The organism is Microbispora sp. GKU 823 (assembly GCF_002027145.1).
In the GTDB taxonomy this organism is placed as follows: Bacteria; Actinomycetota; Actinomycetes; order Streptosporangiales; family Streptosporangiaceae; genus Microbispora; species Microbispora siamensis.
Genome location: NZ_MWJN01000119.1, coordinates 1 through 19125 on the forward strand (window position 1 = coordinate 1; position 19125 = coordinate 19125).

The following is a 19125-nucleotide window of genomic DNA, read 5'->3' on the forward strand; positions in this document are numbered from 1 at the left end:
GACGCTCGCCCTGGCCGGAGGCGTCCTGCTCGTGGCCGGGCTGCTCCTCGGCATCCAGGTGCAGAAGCTCCTGGGCGCCCCACTTCGGGTCAGGTCCGTCCCGCGCGGCCGGTCCCGGCGCGTACGGCCAGGCCCCCGTGGGCGGTGGGCTCGGCGGCGGGTACGCACGGAGGCGGCGGGCGGGCGGCTTCGCGGGCGCGGGGCGGCGGCGCGGACTGCGGAACTGCGTGAGCCTGTGGCGGGGCGGCATGGGTCCCGGCCGCGACGCCGCGCTCCAGCCGTTCGAGCCGGGTCAGCAGCGCGGCCTCGCCCTGGTCGGCCCCGGGCAGCAGCACGCGGGCGCACATCAGTTCCAGCAGCAGGCGGGGGGAGGTCGCGCCGCGCATCTCGGTCAGCCCGGCGTTGAACACCTCGGCCGCCCGGGTCAGCTCGGCGGGGCCCATCGACGCCGCCTGCGCCTGGAGACGCTCCAGTTCGTCGGCCGGCCGGTCGAGCAGGCCACTGCCCGCGGCCTCGGGGACGTTGGACAGGATCACCAGGTCGCGGAAGCGTTCGAGCAGGTCCGTCGCGAAGCGGCGCGGGTCGTGGCCGCCCTCGATCACCCGGTGCACGGCCTGGAACACGGCCGCGCCGTCCCGCTTGGCGAACGCGTCGACCACCTCGTCCAGGAGGTCGCCGTCGGTGTAGCCGAGCAGGGACACCGCCCGCTGGTAGGTGATGCCGGACTCGTCGGCGCCCGCGAGAAGCTGGTCGAGGATCGACAGCGTGTCCCGGGCCGACCCCGCGCCCGCCCGTACGACCAGCGGTAACGCGGCCGGCTCGTACGGCACCGACTCGGAGTCGAGGATCTCCTCCATGAGCCGCCGCAGGGTCGCGGGCGGCATCAGCCGGAAGGGGTAGTGGTGGGTGCGGGACTTGATCGTCCCGATGACCTTCTCCGGCTCGGTGGTGGCGAAGACGAACTTGAGGTGCGGCGGCGGCTCCTCGACCAGCTTCAGCAGCGCGTTGAAGCCCTCACGGGTGACCATGTGGGCCTCGTCGATGATGTAGATCTTGTAGCGCGCCGATACGGGGGCGAAGAAGGCCCGTTCGCGCAGGTCACGGGCGTCGTCCACGCCGCCGTGCGACGCCGCGTCGATCTCGATGACGTCGAGGTGGCCCGGCCCGGTGGGGGCCAGCGCGACGCAGGACTCGCACTCCCCGCAGGGGTCGGCGTCGGGCCCTTCTCACAGTTGAGTGACCGGGCGAGGATGCGGGCGCTGGAGGTCTTGCCGCAGCCGCGCGGGCCGCTGAAGAGGTAGGCGTGGTGGATCCGGCCGCTGCGCAACGCCTGGCGCAGTGGGTCGGTGACGTGCTCCTGCCCCTTGACCTCGGCGAATGTCCCGGGCCTGTACTTGCGGTACAGCGCAAGACTCATGCCGCCTCCTCGGAGGGCCGACCCGGCCGGAGTACCCGCTAACTGAGAGACCCCTCGCACACCCGCCAGAGCCCGCTTATCCTTGCTGCCTTCCGGCCCTGGGGAGGTTCACAGGATGACGCCGCGCGAGGGGTCCGCTGGACAGTCTAGCCACTCGACGGGTGTGCGCGGGCCGTCGAGACAACAGTCGAAACCACGCCGGAAAGTGGGCTAAGCTGTCCGACGGAGGATTCGCCTAGTTGGCCTAGGGCGCACGCTTGGAAAGCGTGTTGGGGGCAACCCCTCAGGAGTTCGAATCTCCTATCCTCCGCGCTTGGTTGAGCAGCAAGAACGCGAAAGGCCCGGTCGATCCAACCGGGCCTTTCGCGCGTCTAGGGTCTCAGTTTTGGTCTCAGTTGACCTCTGGAGAGGCCCCCTTGGGGCCGTCCATGGACTCCCACAGCAGCCCGTCAACCTGCATCGCTACGGTGTGCCGGATGGTGTCGGTGACGTGCTGGTAGCGGCGGGCCATGCCCGTGCTCGACCAGCCCATGATGGCCATGACGGTCCGTTCGGGGACTCCCAGGATCAGGAGCACGGTCGCGGCGGTGTGCCGGGCATCGTGCAGCCGGGCGTCTCTGAGCCCTGCCGCCGCGAGTAGATCCTTCCACTGGTGATAGTCGGTGTTCGGGTTGAGCGGCCCGCCCGTCGCGGTGGCGAAGACCCATCCGCCGTCCTCCCAGAGCTGGCGGGCGTTCGCCCGGTCCGCTTCCTGTTCCTCTCGGTGCTTTCGCAGCAGGGTCACAAGCTGGCCCGGCAGGCCGATGGTGCGCCGTCCGGCCCTGGACTTGGTGTCCGCGGTTTCCTGGTTGCTCTGCCTACGCTCCGGGCAGTAGCCCGCTTTCCGGCCGCAGGTGCCGCCGCAACCATGCTGGTACTTGGGCCGTTGGCGGCCCCGCCGTACGCGGAGAACGCCCTTGTCTAGGTCCACGTCCGTCCACTTGAGGCCCAGCGCTTCGCCCTGCCGTAGGCCAAGAGCGAGCGCGACGGCCCATCGGGCGCTGTTCCTCGGCAAGGCGTCAGCGGCCTTCAGGAGCCGCCTGACCTCGTGGATCTCATACGGCTCCACCTCTTCCTCGATCAGCGTCGGCGCCTTGGCGAGGAGAGCAGGGTTTCGCACGAGGTGGCCGCGCCGTACGGCGACGTTGAGCGCGGTCCGGATCGTGCGGTGGACGTGATGCGCGGTGCCGGCGGATTTCCCCTCGCGCTGCATCTTGGCGTACAGCTTCTCCAGGTGCTCAGGGGTCAGCTTGTCGAGCCGGTGAGCGCCGATGCCGGGGATGAGGTGGGTGTTCACGTCCACGCGATAGCCCGCATGTGTGCTCTCGCGGATGGCGGGAGGTGCGGCGATGTTGTCGATCCAGTGCGTCAGCCACTTCGCCACCGTCCAGCGCTGCTGTCCCGCTTGGCGGACTGTGCCGCTGTCCCGCTCCTTTTCAAGTGCGCGGACCTTCCGGATCACCTCGGCTTCGGTCTTGGCCTTGACGTGGCGGCGGTCCGGGCGCCCATCGTCCTTGACGCCCACGGACACGCGGCCGTGCCAGTAACCGTCCTTGCCCAAGTAGATGCTTGACGCACCGTTCGGCCTACGTCCGCCCATTCAGCCCTCCCCCTGGGTGATCAGCCTGGTCACGTACTCCTGAAGGCATTCGGTGGGGACGCGCCGGAGACGGCCGACGTAGACCGCCCTGACGGCCCCGCTTCTCACGAGGTCGTACATCCGGGTACGGCCGATGCGGAGCCTTCTCGCCGCTTCCTCCACCGTCAGCAGAAGGGGCGTGTCGGCCGTCTCCTCGTGCGAGTCGAGCCGGACCCTGTCCGGCGCTGTCGTAGTCATAAACGGGCGTTCTCCTCATCAGCGATGACAGGCAGGGGGACAGCGGGGACGCCCGGCAGAGTCGGGTGTCCCTCGTGATCGCTTGTGTTGGTGCTGGTGACGCCAGGCGCGGGGACACCAGGGACATCGGGGACGCTCGTCCCCGGAAGCCGGTAGTGCCCGGCGGCGTCCACACAGAGCTGGCCGCCGCTGGCCATGCGCTGGCAGGTCTTCTTGACGTTGTCGTAGCCGAGCCCGATGGCTTCAGCGATGACCTTGGGTGTGTCGCCGGGATGAGCGCGGACGTGCCGCAGGATGGCGGCGCGGGTGTCGGACAGGGTGTGGTCTTCGGGCGGCCGTCGAGTAGATGCCAGATGCCGGCGGCGGGCTGGAAGCTCATGGCGTACTCGGCTTCCTCCACGTCCCGTCCGGTGACGTGCAGCACGCCGTCAGCGGTCCCTCGGGCGCGCTTGAGCACGAGCGTGGCGTCAGCGGCACCGGCCAGGCCGTTGGTGCCGGAGACCTCGGCGAGGAAGTCGTCAGAGCCCATCTTGCGGACGTGATGCACGAGTACGACGGCCACGCCATAGCTGTCGGCAAGTCGCTTGGCGCGGCCCATCGCGGCATAGTCGGCGTCGTAGGCCGACAGGCCCGGCGCGGTGGCCCCGCGTACCTTGGCGAACACGTCGATGACGACCATGCGCGCGCCGAGGTTGCGCTCCAGCCACCGGGCGATGGCCTCATCCCCGCCCTGCGGCAGCGTCGGGCACGAGGTGGCCAGCGTCAGGTCACGCGGTGCGGGCTTGCCGCCCAGGATCTTGCGCATGCGGGACTGAAGACGGCGCGGGGTGTCTTCCAGCGCGAGGTAGAGCACCGGCCCCCGCTCGACCGGGATGGCCTCCAGCGCCTTCCCGCCGCCTGCTACAGCGATGGCCGTTGCCAGGGACAGCCACGACTTGCCGACTTTCGGCGGCCCTGCAAGGAGATTGAGCCCTTCGGCGATGACGCCGGGCACGGCCCACCGGGTCTCGGGGAAGGTCATGGCCATGAGCTCGTCAGCGGTCCACGAGGTGCGGAACGGCGCCGACGCTCCCGCCGGTCCGCCGGGCACGTGAACGGCGTCACCCGAGACCAGGCGCAGGTGGGAAGGGCGCTCGCCGTTCATGCGGCCACCGTTCGCGGACGGCGGGCACCGGCCCGCAATCCTGAGGCGATGGTGCGGGTCGCCTCGCCGTACGGCTGGCCAACCTGCTGGGCGGCATCGGTAAGCCAGGCGGTCACGTCGGCCTCGGCCAGCTCACCACCGGCCACGAGCTGGCCCAGCGCCACCGACGCCCGGTAAAGCGCGATGTTGTGGCCGTGAGGCGGCGAGCTGGTGACCCGCTCAAGCTCGGCCAACACGGCGGCCCGCAGGTAGGAACCGCGCCGGTCGGTGGCGACCAGTGGCACCGTGACCGGCCGCTGTGGCGGCAGCGGTGCAGGGGTGAGCCGTTCGGTCAGCCAGCCGGGCAGCGGCACGGCAGGGCCAGAGTTGATGACCTCGTAGGTTCCCGTGCCGCCGGGCAGGTCCACGATGCTGCCGGGGCCGACGACGTAGCCACCGTGCGCGCGGGTGTCGATAAGCCAACCGAGCCCGCCACGCGCGCCCTGAGTGTTCCCCAGGACCGGCCCACCGGTCGGGGCGGTGAAGTACAGGTGCAGCCCGCCGCGCCCGGTGCGGACGGTGAAGGTGTCGAACGGCAACGGCTGTCCGGCTTGCTCGCACAGCACGGCCAGCAGGTCGGCGCCGTCGTTGACGCCGGGCAGGTCGAACGGCGGGGGCGGTGTATCGCCGTTCTTGGGGGTGTCGAGGTCGATGACCACGAGGCCGGAGGGGCCGGTGGCGATGCCGATGTTGTACGGCTGGTGTGCCCAGAACCGGCGGATGACCTCGGGGTCAGTGGTGTTGTGCTCTTTCCACGGCCAGCCCTTGAGCGGGACCTTGCCGTTCGGAGTGAGCGGGAAGACGTGCCAGCCGCGGGCGGCGGCGGCCAGCGCGTAGCGGGTGCGATCGGCGGACATCATGAGCCTCCGTTCAGCGGCAGGGGCGGGACGGTCCTCATCGAGCGGTGTCCCGGTACAGGCGGCGCAGGTAGTTGAAGAGGCGGCGGCCCCAGCGCAGGCGTAGGCCGGTGGCGTCGCAGTGCCGGCACCAGCGGCGGACGCGCCCGTTGGGCTTGATGGTCTTGCCGTGTCCGTCGCAGCGTCGGCACCGGGCGAAGGGGGCGGCGGCGCATGCGGCGGCGTAGCCGAGCGCCCATATGAGGGCGGCCAGGATGAGCCAGGCGAGGATCACCGGCAGGGCGGGCAGAGTGTCGGGGAGGGTCGCGGTGGTGGTCGCGTGGTGGGGTGGTCGCGGTCGCGGCCAAGAGGGTCATGGGATGGCTCCAGAGGCGGTTTTCAGGCGTGGTGAGCCGAGCCCGCTACCCGCCACCTGCGGATATTCGGGCTGGTCAGCGGTCATTTGGGCGGTCGCGGGGCGGGTCGCGCCGCCGCGACCGGTCGCGGGTGACGTCGCGACCGGCGGACCCCTCGGGCGGGGTTCGCCGGGCGGGTGCCGGGCCTATCCGGTGGTGGCTTCCCGGCGGGTGATGGCGGCGGTGACGGCGGCCTTCTTGGCGCCCTTGAGCGCCTTGCCGTCCCGCTTGATGTCCACGCTCGGCACGCCCAGGGCGCGCAGTTGAGCGGAGATCGCATCCGGGGTCACGTCGGCGTAGTGCTCGGGGATGCGCTCGGCCAGCCGGGCGGCGATCAGCGCCCAGGGAAGGCCGGTCTCCGAACCCTGGAAGACGCTGAGGGAGTCGGCCAGCACGTCGCGCACTTCGCGGATGGCGGCCTGCCCGGCGGCGTAGCCGGACAGCGTGCCGGCGCGCTCGCGGAGCTTGCGGGCGACCTGGAGGATCTTCTCGGCGTCTTCGGCGTCGGCCAGATGGAACCGCACGGTCGGGGTGTCGTCCCCGGCGCCGCGCAGCAGGCCGACGCCCTTGTAGGAGGGCAGCAGGGCGGAGGAGTCGTATCCCTCGGAGTAGGCGCCGGAACCCAGCACGAGGTCGGAGACCTGCCATGAGCCGGTGCGCAGGGCGATGCGGACCTGGTGGTTGTCGCGGAAGCTGGTGAAGGCGGTGGCGGTGTCGCCGGTCCCGACTCCGCCGGGCTTCTGCGTTGCGTCCAAGACGATGACTCCGGCGGCGGGGGCGACCTTGACCAGGTACACCAGCAGGGAGGCGATCTCCTTGTTCAGCTCCTTGTCCCCGGTGTCGAAGTACTCCTGGCACTCGTCGATCACCACGAGCCGGACCGGCATGCCGTAGCGCGGGTCACGGGCGATCTCGCGGGTCAGCTTGCCCTCGGGGCAGATGTCCACCGGCAGCTCGGAAAGCTTCTGATACCGGGCCTGCACGTCGGTCTTCAGGTCGCGAAGGGTCTGAACGAAGATCTCCAGCGGGTCGCCGTCGCGGGTCGGGGTGAACCCGAAGCTGCAGGAGTGCGCCACGAGGGCGAACTTGCGCCAGTCCGGGGAGCCCTTGCCGTCGAACACATCCAGCCGCACGTACGGGTCGAGGGCGGCGTACAGGGCCAGCAGGCGGGCGGTGAAGCTCTTGCCCTGCCGGGGCTGGGCGCCGACGAGGATGGAGGTCCACAGCATCAGCAGGGAGACCGCGCGGCCCCGCTCGTCCACGCCCAGCGGGGCGGGCTTCCAGATGTCAGTCTCCTTGCAGGCCAGCAGCGGCGTACGCCCGGCGGGGGTGGCCAGGGGGTCGGCGTCTGCCACCCACAGCCAGTGGGAGCGGTGCGACTGCGGATCACGCGACAGGGTGACCTGTGCGAGCGCCACGTCCAGCCCGGATGCGATCTTCTCGCGGGCGTTGACCGCGTCGGCGAAGGTCTTGCCGTACGGCAGGTTGATCAACACTTTGGAGCCGTTGCCCTCCCGCGCCATCGCGGTGCCGAACTCGATCTGCTGGTTCGGCTTGTCAGGGTGGCCCAGCCCGGCGGCGTAGTACGCCCGAAGCACGATGTCGCTGTTCAGCTTGCGGTAGCGGCGGGTGACCACAGCGGTGGGGATGATCGGGCGTCCGGCGGGCCGTCCGTAGCGGGCCAGGACCGGTACCAGCACCGCAGCTACGGCGGCTTGCCAGAGCGCGGGCAGGCCGATCACCACCACGAGGGCGACGGTCAAGGCGATGAGCTGGCCGAACAGGACCACACCACGCCAGCGGCGGGTGGCCTTGCCCTCCCGGTGCAGCTTGAGCCACATCGCCGGGTCATTGTCGGTGGCGGCCTGCTGAAGCAGCGTGTACTGCTCGTTGACCCACCACCAACGGACCTGACGGCCAGCCAGGCGGAACAGGCCGATCACGGCCCACACGGCGATCTGGGCGGCGTACCAGGGGGCGCGGATGGCGTGGAAGGCGGCCACGTGCGCGCACCGGCCCAGCGCGTCGCGGACGGTGGCCGACAGGTTCCCCGGCTGCAAGCCGGTGGGGATGATCGGGCGTCGTCCCTCCACCGGCACCGGGGCCGGGACGGCGGATGCCGGCAGATCCACCGGGACCGGCGCCACCTCGGCGGGCGGGGCCTCGTCCAGCTCGATCTCATAGGAGGTGTCCCGGGCAGCGGTCCGCCGGGCAACCGGCGCGGCACCCTCGGCAGTGTCGTCCGGGCTGGCCTGCCGGGCGCGGCGCCGCTCGTCCAGCGGGACGACCTGGCCGCGCGTCGTCTCCGGCTGGCTGGGCGCGTCGTCTGGGTGATTGTCGTTGGGCTCGAAGGGGTGGTGCGTCATGATGAGGTCACCTCGTGCTCGCTGATGTGGGCGGGGTGGCAGGGCGCGGCCGTTGTCTTGGCGGATGGGGCCGCGCCCTGCGTGTCGTCGGCGTCGTCGGGTAACTCGTTGGGGCCGTAGTCGGCGGTCACGAACACGCCGACCATGTGGCCGTCTTGGGCGATGCGGTGGCCGAGACGGCGGGCCTCATCACCGGCCGGTCCCAGATCCCTGAACAGGACTTCGGCCTGGTGCAGGTCGGTCAGGTCGATCAGGAGAAGCCGGTGGCTGGTCTTGCGGCGCAGCATCTCGCCATGAACAGCGCGAAGGGTGCGCAGCAGGTCGCCGGGGGTGAGGTCACCGGTTCCGGTCAGCCGTGCCAGCTTGGCCAGGTCGTCGGCGTCGGCGGCGTCGAAGTTGTCCGAGGGGAGAAGGTCAGGGGCGGTCATGAAGTCACCTCGGTCTGCTGCTCGGTGCGGTGTCTGCAGCAGGTGCGGCGGTGCTCGGACATAACCGCGTGGATCTGGGCGATGGTGCGCCGACGGGTGGCGAGCATGCGGAGGATGCCGGCCGGGACGGCCAGACACACAAGGCTGACGATGAGGGCGAAGATGAACATGGCGGGTGGCTCCTTGGCCTAGTTGGTGGTGGGGTGGTTAAGGGCGTCACGGACGGCGCGGGCGTCGTCCATGCCGCACCGCAGGATGCGCTGAAGGCGGTAGGCGCTGGGGGTAGCGGGAAGCTCTCCAGTGGCGATCAGCGCCCGCGCCCGCTCGACCAGAGCCGTCACGTCCGGGCCGGTCTCCCTTACCTGATCATGTGCGTTTCCGCCGTACGTAAGGCCGGTAAGCCCTGTCCCGCGCTCGTGGTTCAGGCCGGTGAAGGCGGCCAGGATGATCGGCAGGGCGGTCACGACGGCCACGGCGATGACCGGCCCGATCAGGTGCAGCACCAGCCGGGAGACGGTGAAGTCGGCGGCCACGCCGGGCAGGTGTGGCCAGGCGTTCATGCCGAGCGTCAGCCCCAGGAACAGCCCTTCGATCCGGACCAGCGTCTTGGAGGTAATCGGCTGGCCACGGGTGCCCATGTAGGCGCGGGCACCGACGACGACCAGCAGCGCCAACGACATGAACGGCTCGACCAGCCAGGCGAACAGCCAGCCGGGCGACCAGGGGGCGGCGCCATCGGCGGCGAACGACTGCACGCCCGCGGTTGACCAGCCGAGCGCGAGCGCGAGCGACACCAGGGCGGCACTCACGAGCACGCGGCGCATCCGGGCGGCCTGCCAGGCGCGCATGGCCGGGTCTTGGGCCAGCTCGTGCAGCCGTGCGGCCTCGTACGCGGACTTGCGGCGCTTACGAACCTTCGGGCTGTCGAGCAGGAGCGGGGCGTCGTCGTCCTGGAGACCGGCCAGCAGGTGCGCCTCGGCCACCTCGGCACGCAGAGCGCGGACGCGGCGGGTCTCCCCTGGCAGGCTCCCCACGTCCTGCCCGCGTCGGCCGGGGGCCGGGGAGACGGGGGCGGTCGGGGCCGCCTGGATCAGGTGCTGCTCGATCTCGGCCCAGCCCACGGGGCGATGTCCTCCGGGCTCGGCTCGGGGTTGGGGTTGGGGGTGGTGGGGCTCATCAGGCCACCTCTCGCAGGTCGGTAGGGGTCTGTGCGCAGTCCAGACAGGTGCCCAAGTGGCGGGGCAGGACGTAACCGGCGTCCCTGCCGCAGTCGGGGCAGGTCCGGCGGGCGGCGTTGGCCTTAGCCAGCGCCTCACGCTGGGCGGGGGTGGCGGCCCGCTTGGGCAGGGCGAACCGCATGTCGTACAGGTAGGCGGCACGGACACCGGGGGCGCCGTGCCGGCGGGACGCCCAAAGAATCTGTGCCTGCACGCCCTGCCCGCCGGGGCGCAGCCCGGCGGCAGTGAGCTGGCGGCGGGTCAGCAGGTGGGCGGGTGCCATCCGCCAGGGGTAGGTGGGGATGCCGTACCGGGAACCGGACGGGTCCCAGAACCGGGCGCGGATGCGGCTCACTGCCGGGTCTCCTTCCAGGTCAGACGGCGATGATGAGGGCGGCGATGAACAGCCAGGCGACATGCCAGGACTGGTCAAGGGCGTAGGCGCCGGTTCCCAGGTGCGGCGCGTCGTCGCGGCCGGGGCGGGGCGCGCCCATGCGGTAGAAGTCGCCCTTACCGACCGCGTCGGCCAGGCGGGCGAGAGTGATCCGGCGGTCGGCCCAGTAGTGCGACAGGGCGTCCACCATGAGCCCGACCAGCAGGGCCAGCGGGGACAGGGTCAAGCCGGTGACCAGAGCCAGCGCCAGTAGGGCGACGGTCTTGGTCGTGGTCAATGTGGCCACGTGGCGCAGGCAGGCCAGACGACCGGCGGCGGTAGGCGCGCCCTTGGCACACGCCTGATGGTGGGTCTGCACCCAGTGATCACCGAAGCTGTGCGCGGCGTACAGCGCGGCGAAGACGGCGGCGAAGTCAGCGGCAGAGGTCATCGGTCGTCTCCTTCAGCAGCCGGACTGGAAACGGAAGCAGGTACGGCACGCCCGGCAGCCGGGGCGGCAGGTTGCCCCGTGGATGGGGCAGAGCTGGAGGCGGCGGCCTGTGGAGGTGCCGCAGCGGCGGCAGCCGATGACGCTGACGGAGCGCTGGCCGCATTCGGAGCAGCGGAAGCGGCGCATCAGGCCACCTCTTCCAGCACGGGCGGCAGGTCGAGGCGCAGCATATGAGCCGCGTTGATCTCCTCGGCGGTGAAGCCACCCCAGACGCCCTCACGCGGGTGAGCCGTCAGGGCGTAGTCGAGGCAGGCCAGCCGTGCCGGGCAGGTTCGGCAGATGGCCTTGGCGGCGGCCTCTCGGGCCTGCCGCGCATCGTCGGGCTCGTCGTCGGTGTCGGGGCCGGTGAACAGATCGGCGTCAGCCGTCTTGCAGGCCGGTCCGGCGTCGAGCACGGCGGCCAGCAGCGCTACCGGCTTCTCCCCGCCCAACAAAGTGGTCAGAGCGTCGGCCGTCATCGCGCCACGCTCCGGCGGTTCTGGGACCCGTAGGTCATCGTGAAACACCTCTCTTGATGGTGACCCCACCTGGCCAGCTTGGCTAGGCAGGATGTACATGCTTCATGTTGATTGACTTGCCTAGGCATGTCAAGAGAGATGACCAACTTGCCTAGGAATGTTGTTCAGGTATCGCTACGCTGGCCGCATGGAACTCGACCCGGACGACCCGCGCCCGCCGTACCTGCAAGTGGCCCATCAGCTCAGGGCGGCCATCCTGACCAGGAAGTTCGCCCCTGGCGAGAAGCTTCCGTCAGGCCCAGAGTTGGCCAAGCGATTCGGCGTCGCGCGGATGACCATTCAGCAGGCCATCCGCGAACTACGCGACGAGGGGCTTGTGGTCTCTCGACAAGGAAGCGGCGTCTTCGTGCGTGAGCGTGTCGCGCGCCCCGTTGGTCTACGGCCGCACATCGAGCAGGCGTTCAAGAGAGCGGAAGTCACGATCGAATTCGCTGGATTCTCTGGCGAGACCTTGCACGGGGCGATTCAGGAGCCGCTCGACAGCATCCGCGCCGGCCGTCTGGTGCCGGAGAGCATCAGGGTTCGGATCCTGGTGCCGGATGCGGGCCGCCCGTGGTCTCTCCCCTGCCGAGTCGACAACCTTGAGGATGAGCCGCTCTTCCGCCAGCGTGCCGAGCGGATCACGTCCCGCCACGCTCAGGCGATCGTGGATTCCGTCCATGAACTTCGTGACCTCGGCCTGGTGGCCAATGCGTCCGCCGAAGTGCGGGTAAGCGGGGAACCCCCTCGTTTCAAGCTGTACGTCCTGAACGGCGAGGAAGCGTTCTTCGGCTTCTACCCGGTGACGGAGCACACTGTCGCTCTTGGCGGCGGGCCGTTGCCGATGTTCGACCTAATGGGCAAGGACGCGGAGCTATTTCACTTCGCCATCAGCGATGGCCAAGACTCTACGTCCGGCCAGTTCGTCCAGCAGTCCCGCGCGTGGTTCGACAGCGTGTGGAGCACGGTAGGAAGGCAGGTCTCGTGACATCGGCATCAGCCGTTCATAGTGCCCTGAAGGACGTGCACTGGGTCCTGCTCGATTTCGACGGGCCCGTGTGCGACGTCTATGCGGGCATGCCGGCGCCCGGTGTGGCAGCACAGCTTCGGCAGATGCTTGCCGCGGCAGGGGCAGACCTACCACAACACGTGCTCACTGAGGATGACCCCCTTGAGGTGTTCCGATACAGCGCGACTCTCGGCGAGTACCTGAATCGAGCGGCCCAAGAGGCTCTTACGAAGTTGGAAGTGAAGGCAATAGCCACAGCTCAGATCACGCCAGGCGTTGAAGGCCTTATCCGCCAGGCGGCGGCCGTCGGGAAGCCGGTGGCGATTGTCAGCAACAACTCCCTTGCCGCCATCAGGGCCTTCCTCTCGGCCCACGGGCTCCTGTCGGTGGTCAGCTACATCTCGGCACGGTCAGACGCGGACCCAACCCTCATGAAACCGAACCCGCACCTTATACGGCGGGCGCTGGTCGAGCTGTCGGCAACTCCAGAGCGGACCGTCCTGGTTGGGGACTCTCTTACCGACATCGAGGCGGCCAAGGCTGCAGGAGTCATCTCAGTGGGCTATGCGAATAAACCAGGCAAAACCGGTCACTTCCTAGCGGCGGGGGCCGATGCCGTAGTCACACGGATGGCTGACCTAGCCCCGGTCCTATGACTGTCCCCGGTGTCCCTGGTGTCCCTGTGGGCCACCGACCTGGGCAGACCCTCTCAGGCGGGGGGACAACCCCGGAGACAGTCGAACTGTCCGTACCGTACATCCCTTCTACGACCGATGGCTCAGCCATGAGCCTCTACTGTCCACCAGCAGTTGGCTCTACAGTTAGTACATGGCTTCCGAGATCTCAAGGTCAAGCGCCCCGAATGACGGCCTCTCCGAACAAGAACTAATCTTGGCTCAGACCGCCTTTTACCTTGAAGAAAAAGGAGACATAGAAGCAGCCACCCTCCTACTAGATGCAGAAAGTATCCATTTTTCAGAGAACGACGACTCATGGGGGGGCAAATATCATTGGGCTTATCTGAACGTGCCTGGATGGACAGCAGTCCGATTCGACGACGCATTACTAGAGCGCATACAGGAAGCATTGAAGCAGATCGGCAAACGGTACGGGTTATCTGTCACGAACCTAGAACTTGGCGCAGCACTGCCATCGGTAGATCAAGAGTGGCGGAGGACTCTCTACACAAGATTGTCCGGCGACTCGGTCACCAACCATGCAAAGCGGGTCAAACCTGATCCTCGCCTCAGCCGCGACGGATTCTATTTCATGTCCTTAGAGGAGATTAGGGTATATGACGCCTTAAAGAGGGCTCAAGCCGCGCTCTACGCTTCCAACCCCGCCAATACGATCTCCATCTTCCCGCTACCCCTCGGGCGCGTAGGAACAGGAAACGTCTGGACACCTGACTTCCTCGTGGTCAGAGAAGGCAGAGCGGTCCTGATAGAAGTCGACGGTCCTCAACATCGCGCACGCGTAGCCGCAGACAGGACAAGGGACCGGCAATGGGAGAACAGCGGATTTGTTAAAGTCGAACGAATTCCAGTAGAGGAGACAAGCCGGGACGAGGAGTTGGACCACATAGTCCGTACATACCTTGAGCGTCTGATCAGGCGATGACCTGAGACACCTCCCTCTGTCCGTAGGACCTCTACGTTTATGACAGATGAAGGGCTTATGCTTCAGAGCCATGGTCACCTCCCCTGAGCTCCCAGATGCCTGCCCACACTGCGGGCTCATCGTTCACTTCTCCCAGCTCGGCGTCTGCCACAACGACACTACGCACGATTTCGGGGGCGGGATGCCGGCACGCACGTGGGTCGAGGTGTACGCGTGCGACGGATGCGAGGGCCCGGTAGCGCTTGCGCTGCATCGCAATTCAAGCGGTGAAATCGTCAACGCCATGCGTTGGCCACCTGCATCGACAGTTCCCGCCGCTCCAGCCGACGTACCGGAGCCTATTGCGGCCCTGTATATCGAGGCTCATGCCTGTCTGTCGGTAGGAGCTACGACTGCGGCGATCGTCATGGCCAGGGCAACAGTCGAGGCTGTGGCCAAAGAGAGGAACGTACGCAACGGCAACCTGGCGGGAATGATCCAGTCTCTGCTGGACAATGACCATATCACGGAGTTATTGAAGGAAGCCGCGGACGTTGTCCGCCTCTCCGGCAATCTGGCCGTTCATGAGGTCATGAACGAGAGGTTCACCTCGCAGGAGACGTCAGACGTGCTAGATCTCGTCGGCAAGATTCTCAAGCACGTCTACCAAGATGCCGCCGCAGTCGCACGCATGCGGCAGTGGATAGACGAGCGCCGCCACCGACCCGCCTCTAGCATCTAACAACTTCTAGCGTGGTACCTGCAGCGGAAGGACCTTCGAGACAAAGGCGATGCACTACAGACAGGGACAACTGCTCCACTGATGCGTCCAAAGCATCCCGGCAGAAGTCTTCTGCACTAGAAGAGGCTGCTCCTCTTCTGCGACTTAGCCCGCCCTTCGCCTCCCTCAGCCCGTTTGCCCAACTTGCCGTGAGCTGGGGCTAAGAAGGTCTCTGCAGGTAGCAGCAACTCTGCACAAGGACGGCTGCAACATTTCGGGGGGCCACCCAGAGTGTTGCAGCCCCCACGAGCTCGTCCTACAACTGTGCACGAAGGGTCTGATCTCAGTATCGGCAGGTCAGGCGCTGCGCTCGGTCAGCTTCCTCGTCGCAGTGCGGCTGGCTCGACCCCTACAGCTCTGCTCGACGTATACCTTCCTACCTAGCGCGCACGCGCGCGAGTACCACTACACCCCGCCACGGTGCAAGCTCTTCCGTGAAGCTCCAAGGTAAGCCGGATGTCCTCATGCATCTTCCGAGCAACAGGGTCACTGCGTTACAACATGAGCTTGCCTGATCACAGCGCGGCTACCTCGGCTCATGCTCTTCTGCTAGCGATACCTATCTATCTACCGCGCACGCGCGTGCGCGTGATACCACCACACCCCGGCACGACGCAAGCCCTTCCGCTAGCATCAACGAGCGATCAATCTGCGAGTATAAAAGATGCATACTCGACTGCAAGTCCGCAGTTATTCGTGACCCCAATCCAGACAGAATGCCGATGCCATAAAAACATAGATACGGATTCGAGCATCCGAGACCTTTAATCGCATTTGCGTGAGACTAGGCAAAGTGGCTTTCTCTTTTATATGATGAGGATATAGCCACCTCTGCATTAGGGCTCTAAAATGCAGCGCGAGCAAAGGATCACAAATAGAACCACATGGATTGCAAGACATGTGAGCGCAAATATTTGACTGACTGAGCCACAGGCAAGGTGGGTCAGCATGATTTCCCGATGGGCTCTCCAGAATCGCACTCGGTCCACACAGGGGCCTTCCCTTGACGCTGCAGTTGTGCTAGGTCGCGCGCGCGCGTGATCTACCCCCGGAAGGCTCTGAGGTCAACCGTGACGCCCCGAAACGACCGGGGGTGAGAACGAGTTCCCTTCAGGGCCCGAAAGGGCCTCAGGGGCGATCTCAGGGCCGCAGAAGGGGTACACTTTGCCGAGGGCGTGGCGCTCCATCGCGAAACGCGTCATAATGTCCATCGCCGTTTCCGTAGAAACGGAAACGACCCCTCCGGGGCCATCCGAAGGGGTCGTAATTTCCAAAACGTGAACCGTCTAGGAGGTCACACGTGCACGACACCGTACCCGAAAACAGCCCAGAGGGCCAGGTCAGCAGGTGGGAGGGGACCCAGCAGGGGAGCGGACGCGGGCCGGTTGACCTGCCCGCGAACGGCCTCCTGGCCCACCCCGCCGTGATCGTCATCGGGACGACGCTGGTCCTGGGAGTGTTCTGCGGTGTTGTTCTTCCCGCCGTCTGGTCGCGCCAGGCCTCCCGGCGCAGGGCCGCGTACACCGTCATGGACCGCATCCTCAAGTTCATGCGTCCGCGATCCTGAGATCATGAGGGCGGCCCCTCGGTATCGCCGTGGGGCCGCCCCCTTCCGCCCATGCATGCACGAGAGCAGTGATCGGTCCGGTCTCGCGCGGTCTCAGTTTGGGTCTCAGTTCACGTTCGTCCGCTGGGGTTCAGAGGAGTCCACGAAGCCCTCTCAGGCCATCTCGGGGCGTATGGAGGACTCTCACGGACAGAAGCCCGCAGACTTGGAAAGCGTGTTGGGGGCAACCCCTCAGGAGTTCGAATCTCCTATCCTCCGCGCATGGTTGAGCAGCAAGAACGCGAAAGGCCCGGTCCATCCAGCCGGGCCTTTCGCGCGTCCGGGCCTCACTCGTTGTCCTCGTAGAGCTCCCGGGTGAGGCGCAGCAGGGCCTGCCGTACGGGCTCCGGTGAAAGGACGCGCAGAGGTGTCGCCAGGCCGATGAGATACCTGGCGAGCCCGTCCGCGTCGGGACCGCCGACCTCGACGATCGTGGCGTCGGGACCGTCGGGGCGATGGGCGCCGACCGTCGACGGGATCAGTCGCAGTGCCCGGCCCATGGGCACCGGGAGACGGATCGTCGCGTACAGCGTGTAGGGGCCGGTCGCGACGGAGCGGGAGACGAGCAGCGCCGGGTCGGGCGGGTCGACGAGTTCCACCGGGAGTCCGGCCGGCTGCAGCCGGTCGACCCTGTCGGCCCGGAAGGTCCGCCATTGTCCCCGCGCCACGTCCCGGGCGACGAAGTACCACCGGCGTCCGGTGTGGACGAGGCGGTACGGATCGACGTCCCGGACCGTGGTTCTTCCCTGCCAGTCGCGGTAGGACATGCGGGCGCGCTCACCGCGGCGGCAGGCGGCGGCCAGTTCCAGGAGCATCCCGGACGTGATCTGCGGCTCCTCGGGCCTGGGGGTGTGCACGAAGGCGGCGTCCATCTCACCCAGCCGGTCCCCGACGGCGTAGCCGAGTTCCCGGAGCTTGGCGATGTCCCGCCGCACGGTGCGCTCGGTGACCGCGGTCCGCTGGGCGAGCTCGGCGCAGGTCCACGAGGGCCGGGCGACCAGTAGGGAAACCAGTCGCAGCAGGCGGGCGGAGGCACTGAGCACTTTTTGAAGTGCTCCATACGACCAGGACCGGATCTGTCCTGGTCGCGTCGTAGCGTCTCCTTCATGGACAGCACCTCCACCCCCGCGTTCCGCTACTCCGCCGTCACCTTCGACTGCCCGGACCCCGCCGAACTGGCCCGCTTCTACGGCGAGGCCCTCGGCCTGCCCGTGGTCTTCTCCACCGACGACTTCGTCCTGCTGGGCCAGGAGGGCGCGGCCGGGCTGGGGTTCAACCGGCTGGCCGACTACCGCCGTCCCACCTGGCCGGATCCCGCACAGGAGAAGCAGGCCCACATCGAACTGGGCGTCGACGACCTGGACGCCGCACAGGCCCGGCTGCTCGCGCTGGGAGCCGTCAAGCCCGAATTCCAGCCGGACCCGGACCGGTGGCGGGTCCTGCTGGACCCCGCGGGCCACCCGTTCTGCATCTCCACCCTCGTCTGATCGCTCACCGTCGCCGAAGGACACGCCGCATGACATCCGCCATCCCCGACCCGTCGGTGCTGCACCCGATGCCTGAGCACGAACGGGTGGTGTTCCTCAAGCCCCTGGTGACCGACCCGCGCATCGAGGTCGGAGAGTTCACCTATTACGACGACCCGGAGACCGCCCGCGAGTTCGAGCAGCGCAACGTGCTGTACGCGTACGGCCCGGAGCGCCTGGTGATCGGCAAGTACTGCGCGATCGCCACCGGCACCCGTTTCCTGATGGCCGGCGCCGAGCACCCCACCTTGGGCGTCTCCACTTTTCCCTTCACGATGTTCGGAGGCGTGTGGGCCGAGCGCACTCTCGACATCGTCACGGCCATGCCCACCCGGGGCGACACCGTGGTCGGCAACGACGTGTGGTTCGGCCGGGGCGTCACCGTCATGCCGGGTGTGACGATCGGCGACGGGGCGATCATCGCCACGGGCGCCGTGGTCACCGCCGACGTGCCGCCCTACACGATCGTCGGCGGCAACCCGGCGCGCACCATCCGCCGCCGCTACGAGGACGCCGACGTCGAAAGGCTGTTGCGCGCGGCCTGGTGGGACTGGCCTATCGAACTGGTCACCGAGCACGTACGCACGATCATGACCGGTTCCCCGGCCGACATCGAGGCCATCGCCATCGAGGCCGGACGCGTGTGACGCCGCCCGGAACGCCATGTGTCACCACGGCACCACCCCGGAGTCGTCGAAGAACCCGCCGGTCGGTCCGTCGTCGGGCAGGGTCGCGAGCCGGATCGCGATCGCCGCGCCCTGTTCGGGCGTACGGACGCCGCGGAAGCCGTTGAGGTCGGTCGCGCAGAAACCGGGGCAGCCGGCGTTGATCAGGATGTTCGTGTCGCGCAACTCCTTGGCGTACTGCACGGTGACGGCGTTGAGGAACGTCTTCGACGGCGCGTACGCGGCGGAGATCGGGCCGGTCTCGGCGCCGGGAGTGGTCTGCCGGGTGAGAGAGCCGACCGTGCTGGACATGTTCACGATGCGCGGCGACGCCGAGCGGCGCAGCAACGGCAGCATCGCGTTGGTGACGCGGATGACGCCGATCACGTTGGTCTCCACGGCCGCCCGCATCGTGGCGGGGTCGACCGTGGTGGGGGTCTGCGGCATGCCTCCGGTCACCCCGGCGTTGTTGACGAGCACGTCGAGGCGTCCCGCGCGCTCCTCGATCAGCCCGGCGGCGGCGGTCACGCTCGCGTCGTCGGTCACGTCGAGCGGCACGCCGAACGCGTCGACGCCGGCCGCGCGCAGCTTCTCCACCGCGGCCTCCCGGCGCTCGTCGTCCCGGGCGCCGACGCCGACGCTCCAGCCGAGGGCGCCCAGGCCGGCCGCGATCTCATATCCGATCCCCTTGTTCGCGCCGGTGACCAGCGCGATCGTCCGTTCGTTCATGTGTCTCATCCTGTCCGCGCCCACCGCGGAACCTCCAACACCGTTTGGGTGGGCGGCGATACCTCCCGGGTATCGATCCGGTGCTCCTGG

At 68.0% G+C, this 19125-nt stretch carries 20 protein-coding genes, 2 tRNA genes, 1 other RNA gene and 2 pseudogenes; 9 read left to right on the forward strand and 16 right to left on the reverse strand.

Translation table 11 applies throughout. The features are described 5' to 3' along the window. Together B1L11_RS38230 and ffs are read right to left on the reverse strand one after the other, a co-directional pair. A pseudogene (locus tag B1L11_RS38230) lies at window positions 1–1417 on the reverse strand (DNA polymerase III subunit gamma and tau); the annotation flags it as partial. 42 nt (window positions 1418–1459) lie between these two features. Continuing rightward, window positions 1460–1555: signal recognition particle sRNA small type (gene ffs / locus B1L11_RS38235), an RNA gene on the reverse strand. Window positions 1556–1641: 86 nt separating this feature from the next. Here ffs and B1L11_RS38240 point away from each other — a divergent pair. Beyond that, window positions 1642–1727 (forward strand) — tRNA-Ser (locus tag B1L11_RS38240). An 81-nt stretch (window positions 1728–1808) separates the two neighbouring features. On the opposite strand, the gene B1L11_RS38245 is transcribed toward B1L11_RS38240, so the two are convergent. The 12 genes and pseudogenes from B1L11_RS38245 to B1L11_RS38295 all read right to left on the reverse strand — a co-directional run bounded on the left by B1L11_RS38245 (window position 1809) and on the right by B1L11_RS38295 (window position 11081). Beyond that, window positions 1809–3056, reverse strand: a complete 1248-nt coding sequence (locus B1L11_RS38245; protein ID WP_079320130.1) for a tyrosine-type recombinase/integrase — start codon at window positions 3054–3056, stop codon at window positions 1809–1811. Then, complete coding sequence (locus B1L11_RS54335; protein WP_079320131.1) at window positions 3057–3293, reverse strand: helix-turn-helix domain-containing protein; 237 nt, start codon at window positions 3291–3293, stop codon at window positions 3057–3059. It abuts the gene before it with no gap. A gap of 535 nt (window positions 3294–3828) precedes the next feature. Then, window positions 3829–4437 (reverse strand): annotated as a pseudogene (locus B1L11_RS53005) (AAA family ATPase); the annotation flags it as partial. Next, the gene (locus B1L11_RS38260; RefSeq protein ID WP_256863247.1) at window positions 4434–5336 is read right to left on the reverse strand and encodes a bifunctional DNA primase/polymerase; all 903 of its coding nucleotides are present in this window, start codon (window positions 5334–5336) and stop codon (window positions 4434–4436) included. The pseudogene B1L11_RS53005 and the gene B1L11_RS38260, both read right to left, overlap by 4 nt. A 34-nt stretch (window positions 5337–5370) precedes the next feature. Continuing rightward, entirely contained in the window at window positions 5371–5607 is a 237-nt protein-coding gene (locus B1L11_RS38265; RefSeq protein WP_143737851.1) for a hypothetical protein, read from the reverse strand. 267 nt (window positions 5608–5874) lie between these two features. After that, window positions 5875–8094, reverse strand: coding sequence for a cell division protein FtsK (locus tag B1L11_RS38270; protein ID WP_079320133.1), 2220 nt, complete (start codon window positions 8092–8094; stop codon window positions 5875–5877). Continuing rightward, window positions 8091–8522, reverse strand: a complete 432-nt coding sequence (locus tag B1L11_RS38275) for a hypothetical protein (RefSeq protein ID WP_079320134.1) — start codon at window positions 8520–8522, stop codon at window positions 8091–8093. The genes B1L11_RS38270 and B1L11_RS38275 overlap by 4 nt, the downstream gene beginning before the upstream one ends. After that, window positions 8519–8692 (reverse strand): hypothetical protein, encoded by a 174-nt coding sequence (locus tag B1L11_RS47470; RefSeq protein ID WP_179155516.1) that lies wholly within the window; start codon window positions 8690–8692, stop codon window positions 8519–8521. Before B1L11_RS47470 ends, B1L11_RS38275 begins: the two co-directional genes overlap by 4 nt. An 18-nt stretch (window positions 8693–8710) precedes the next feature. Next, window positions 8711–9643 carry a hypothetical protein gene (locus B1L11_RS38280; protein WP_079320135.1) on the reverse strand — a complete coding sequence of 311 codons (933 nt, stop codon included), beginning with the start codon at window positions 9641–9643 and terminating at the stop codon, window positions 8711–8713. Window positions 9644–9698: 55 nt separating this feature from the next. Then, on the reverse strand, window positions 9699–10094 hold the full coding sequence (locus B1L11_RS38285) for an RRQRL motif-containing zinc-binding protein (protein ID WP_079320136.1): 396 nt from the start codon (window positions 10092–10094) through the stop codon (window positions 9699–9701). 19 nt (window positions 10095–10113) lie between these two features. Then, window positions 10114–10563 (reverse strand): DUF3307 domain-containing protein, encoded by a 450-nt coding sequence (locus tag B1L11_RS38290; RefSeq protein ID WP_079320137.1) that lies wholly within the window; start codon window positions 10561–10563, stop codon window positions 10114–10116. A gap of 185 nt (window positions 10564–10748) precedes the next feature. Then, on the reverse strand, window positions 10749–11081 hold the full coding sequence (locus tag B1L11_RS38295) for a WhiB family transcriptional regulator (RefSeq protein WP_079320138.1): 333 nt from the start codon (window positions 11079–11081) through the stop codon (window positions 10749–10751). A 187-nt stretch (window positions 11082–11268) separates the two neighbouring features. Between B1L11_RS38295 and B1L11_RS38300 the strand changes: the two genes are divergently transcribed. From B1L11_RS38300 to B1L11_RS47475, 6 genes are all read left to right on the forward strand, one after another. After that, complete coding sequence (locus B1L11_RS38300; protein ID WP_179155517.1) at window positions 11269–12108, forward strand: GntR family transcriptional regulator; 840 nt, start codon at window positions 11269–11271, stop codon at window positions 12106–12108. 35 nt (window positions 12109–12143) lie between these two features. Further along, complete coding sequence (locus tag B1L11_RS38305) at window positions 12144–12785, forward strand: HAD family hydrolase (RefSeq protein WP_218671557.1); 642 nt, start codon at window positions 12144–12146, stop codon at window positions 12783–12785. Window positions 12786–12957: 172 nt separating this feature from the next. Beyond that, window positions 12958–13749: a hypothetical protein gene (locus B1L11_RS46090; protein ID WP_143737852.1), complete on the forward strand. Its 792-nt coding sequence runs from the start codon at window positions 12958–12960 to the stop codon at window positions 13747–13749. Window positions 13750–13819: 70 nt separating this feature from the next. After that, window positions 13820–14470 carry a DUF4145 domain-containing protein gene (locus B1L11_RS38310; RefSeq protein WP_179155518.1) on the forward strand — a complete coding sequence of 217 codons (651 nt, stop codon included), beginning with the start codon at window positions 13820–13822 and terminating at the stop codon, window positions 14468–14470. A gap of 1339 nt (window positions 14471–15809) precedes the next feature. Continuing rightward, window positions 15810–16076: a hypothetical protein gene (locus B1L11_RS38315; protein ID WP_079320140.1), complete on the forward strand. Its 267-nt coding sequence runs from the start codon at window positions 15810–15812 to the stop codon at window positions 16074–16076. A 174-nt stretch (window positions 16077–16250) separates the two neighbouring features. Next, window positions 16251–16334: transfer RNA gene (locus B1L11_RS47475), tRNA-OTHER, on the forward strand. Between the two features lie 68 nt (window positions 16335–16402). On the opposite strand, the gene B1L11_RS38320 is transcribed toward B1L11_RS47475, so the two are convergent. After that, window positions 16403–17158 (reverse strand): YafY family protein, encoded by a 756-nt coding sequence (locus B1L11_RS38320; protein ID WP_079320141.1) that lies wholly within the window; start codon window positions 17156–17158, stop codon window positions 16403–16405. A 63-nt stretch (window positions 17159–17221) separates the two neighbouring features. On the opposite strand from B1L11_RS38320, the gene B1L11_RS38325 reads away from it, so the two are divergent. Both B1L11_RS38325 and B1L11_RS38330 read left to right on the forward strand, forming a co-directional pair. Beyond that, the gene (locus B1L11_RS38325) at window positions 17222–17602 is read left to right on the forward strand and encodes a VOC family protein (protein ID WP_079320142.1); all 381 of its coding nucleotides are present in this window, start codon (window positions 17222–17224) and stop codon (window positions 17600–17602) included. A 29-nt stretch (window positions 17603–17631) separates the two neighbouring features. Continuing rightward, complete coding sequence (locus B1L11_RS38330) at window positions 17632–18288, forward strand: CatB-related O-acetyltransferase (protein ID WP_079320143.1); 657 nt, start codon at window positions 17632–17634, stop codon at window positions 18286–18288. Between the two features lie 21 nt (window positions 18289–18309). Here B1L11_RS38330 and B1L11_RS38335 read toward each other — a convergent pair whose 3' ends face one another. Next, window positions 18310–19035 carry an SDR family oxidoreductase gene (locus B1L11_RS38335; RefSeq protein WP_079320144.1) on the reverse strand — a complete coding sequence of 242 codons (726 nt, stop codon included), beginning with the start codon at window positions 19033–19035 and terminating at the stop codon, window positions 18310–18312. Window positions 19036–19125: the final 90 nt, after the last annotated feature.

Coding starts and splice junctions, on each gene's coding strand:
- B1L11_RS38330 (WP_079320143.1), top strand. CDS start 17,632: ATGACATCCGCCATCCCCGACCCGTCGGTGCTGCACCCGATGCCTGAG.
- B1L11_RS38290 (WP_079320137.1), bottom strand. CDS start 10,563: ATGACCTCTGCCGCTGACTTCGCCGCCGTCTTCGCCGCGCTGTACGCC.
- B1L11_RS38335 (WP_079320144.1), bottom strand. CDS start 19,035: ATGAACGAACGGACGATCGCGCTGGTCACCGGCGCGAACAAGGGGATC.
- B1L11_RS54335 (WP_079320131.1), bottom strand. CDS start 3,293: ATGACTACGACAGCGCCGGACAGGGTCCGGCTCGACTCGCACGAGGAG.
- B1L11_RS38260 (WP_256863247.1), bottom strand. CDS start 5,336: ATGATGTCCGCCGATCGCACCCGCTACGCGCTGGCCGCCGCCGCCCGC.
- B1L11_RS38300 (WP_179155517.1), top strand. CDS start 11,269: ATGGAACTCGACCCGGACGACCCGCGCCCGCCGTACCTGCAAGTGGCC.
- B1L11_RS47470 (WP_179155516.1), bottom strand. CDS start 8,692: ATGTTCATCTTCGCCCTCATCGTCAGCCTTGTGTGTCTGGCCGTCCCG.
- B1L11_RS38245 (WP_079320130.1), bottom strand. CDS start 3,056: ATGGGCGGACGTAGGCCGAACGGTGCGTCAAGCATCTACTTGGGCAAG.
- B1L11_RS38295 (WP_079320138.1), bottom strand. CDS start 11,081: ATGACGGCCGACGCTCTGACCACTTTGTTGGGCGGGGAGAAGCCGGTA.
- B1L11_RS38275 (WP_079320134.1), bottom strand. CDS start 8,522: ATGACCGCCCCTGACCTTCTCCCCTCGGACAACTTCGACGCCGCCGAC.
- B1L11_RS38310 (WP_179155518.1), top strand. CDS start 13,820: ATGGTCACCTCCCCTGAGCTCCCAGATGCCTGCCCACACTGCGGGCTC.
- B1L11_RS46090 (WP_143737852.1), top strand. CDS start 12,958: ATGGCTTCCGAGATCTCAAGGTCAAGCGCCCCGAATGACGGCCTCTCC.
- B1L11_RS38325 (WP_079320142.1), top strand. CDS start 17,222: ATGGACAGCACCTCCACCCCCGCGTTCCGCTACTCCGCCGTCACCTTC.
- B1L11_RS38270 (WP_079320133.1), bottom strand. CDS start 8,094: ATGACGCACCACCCCTTCGAGCCCAACGACAATCACCCAGACGACGCG.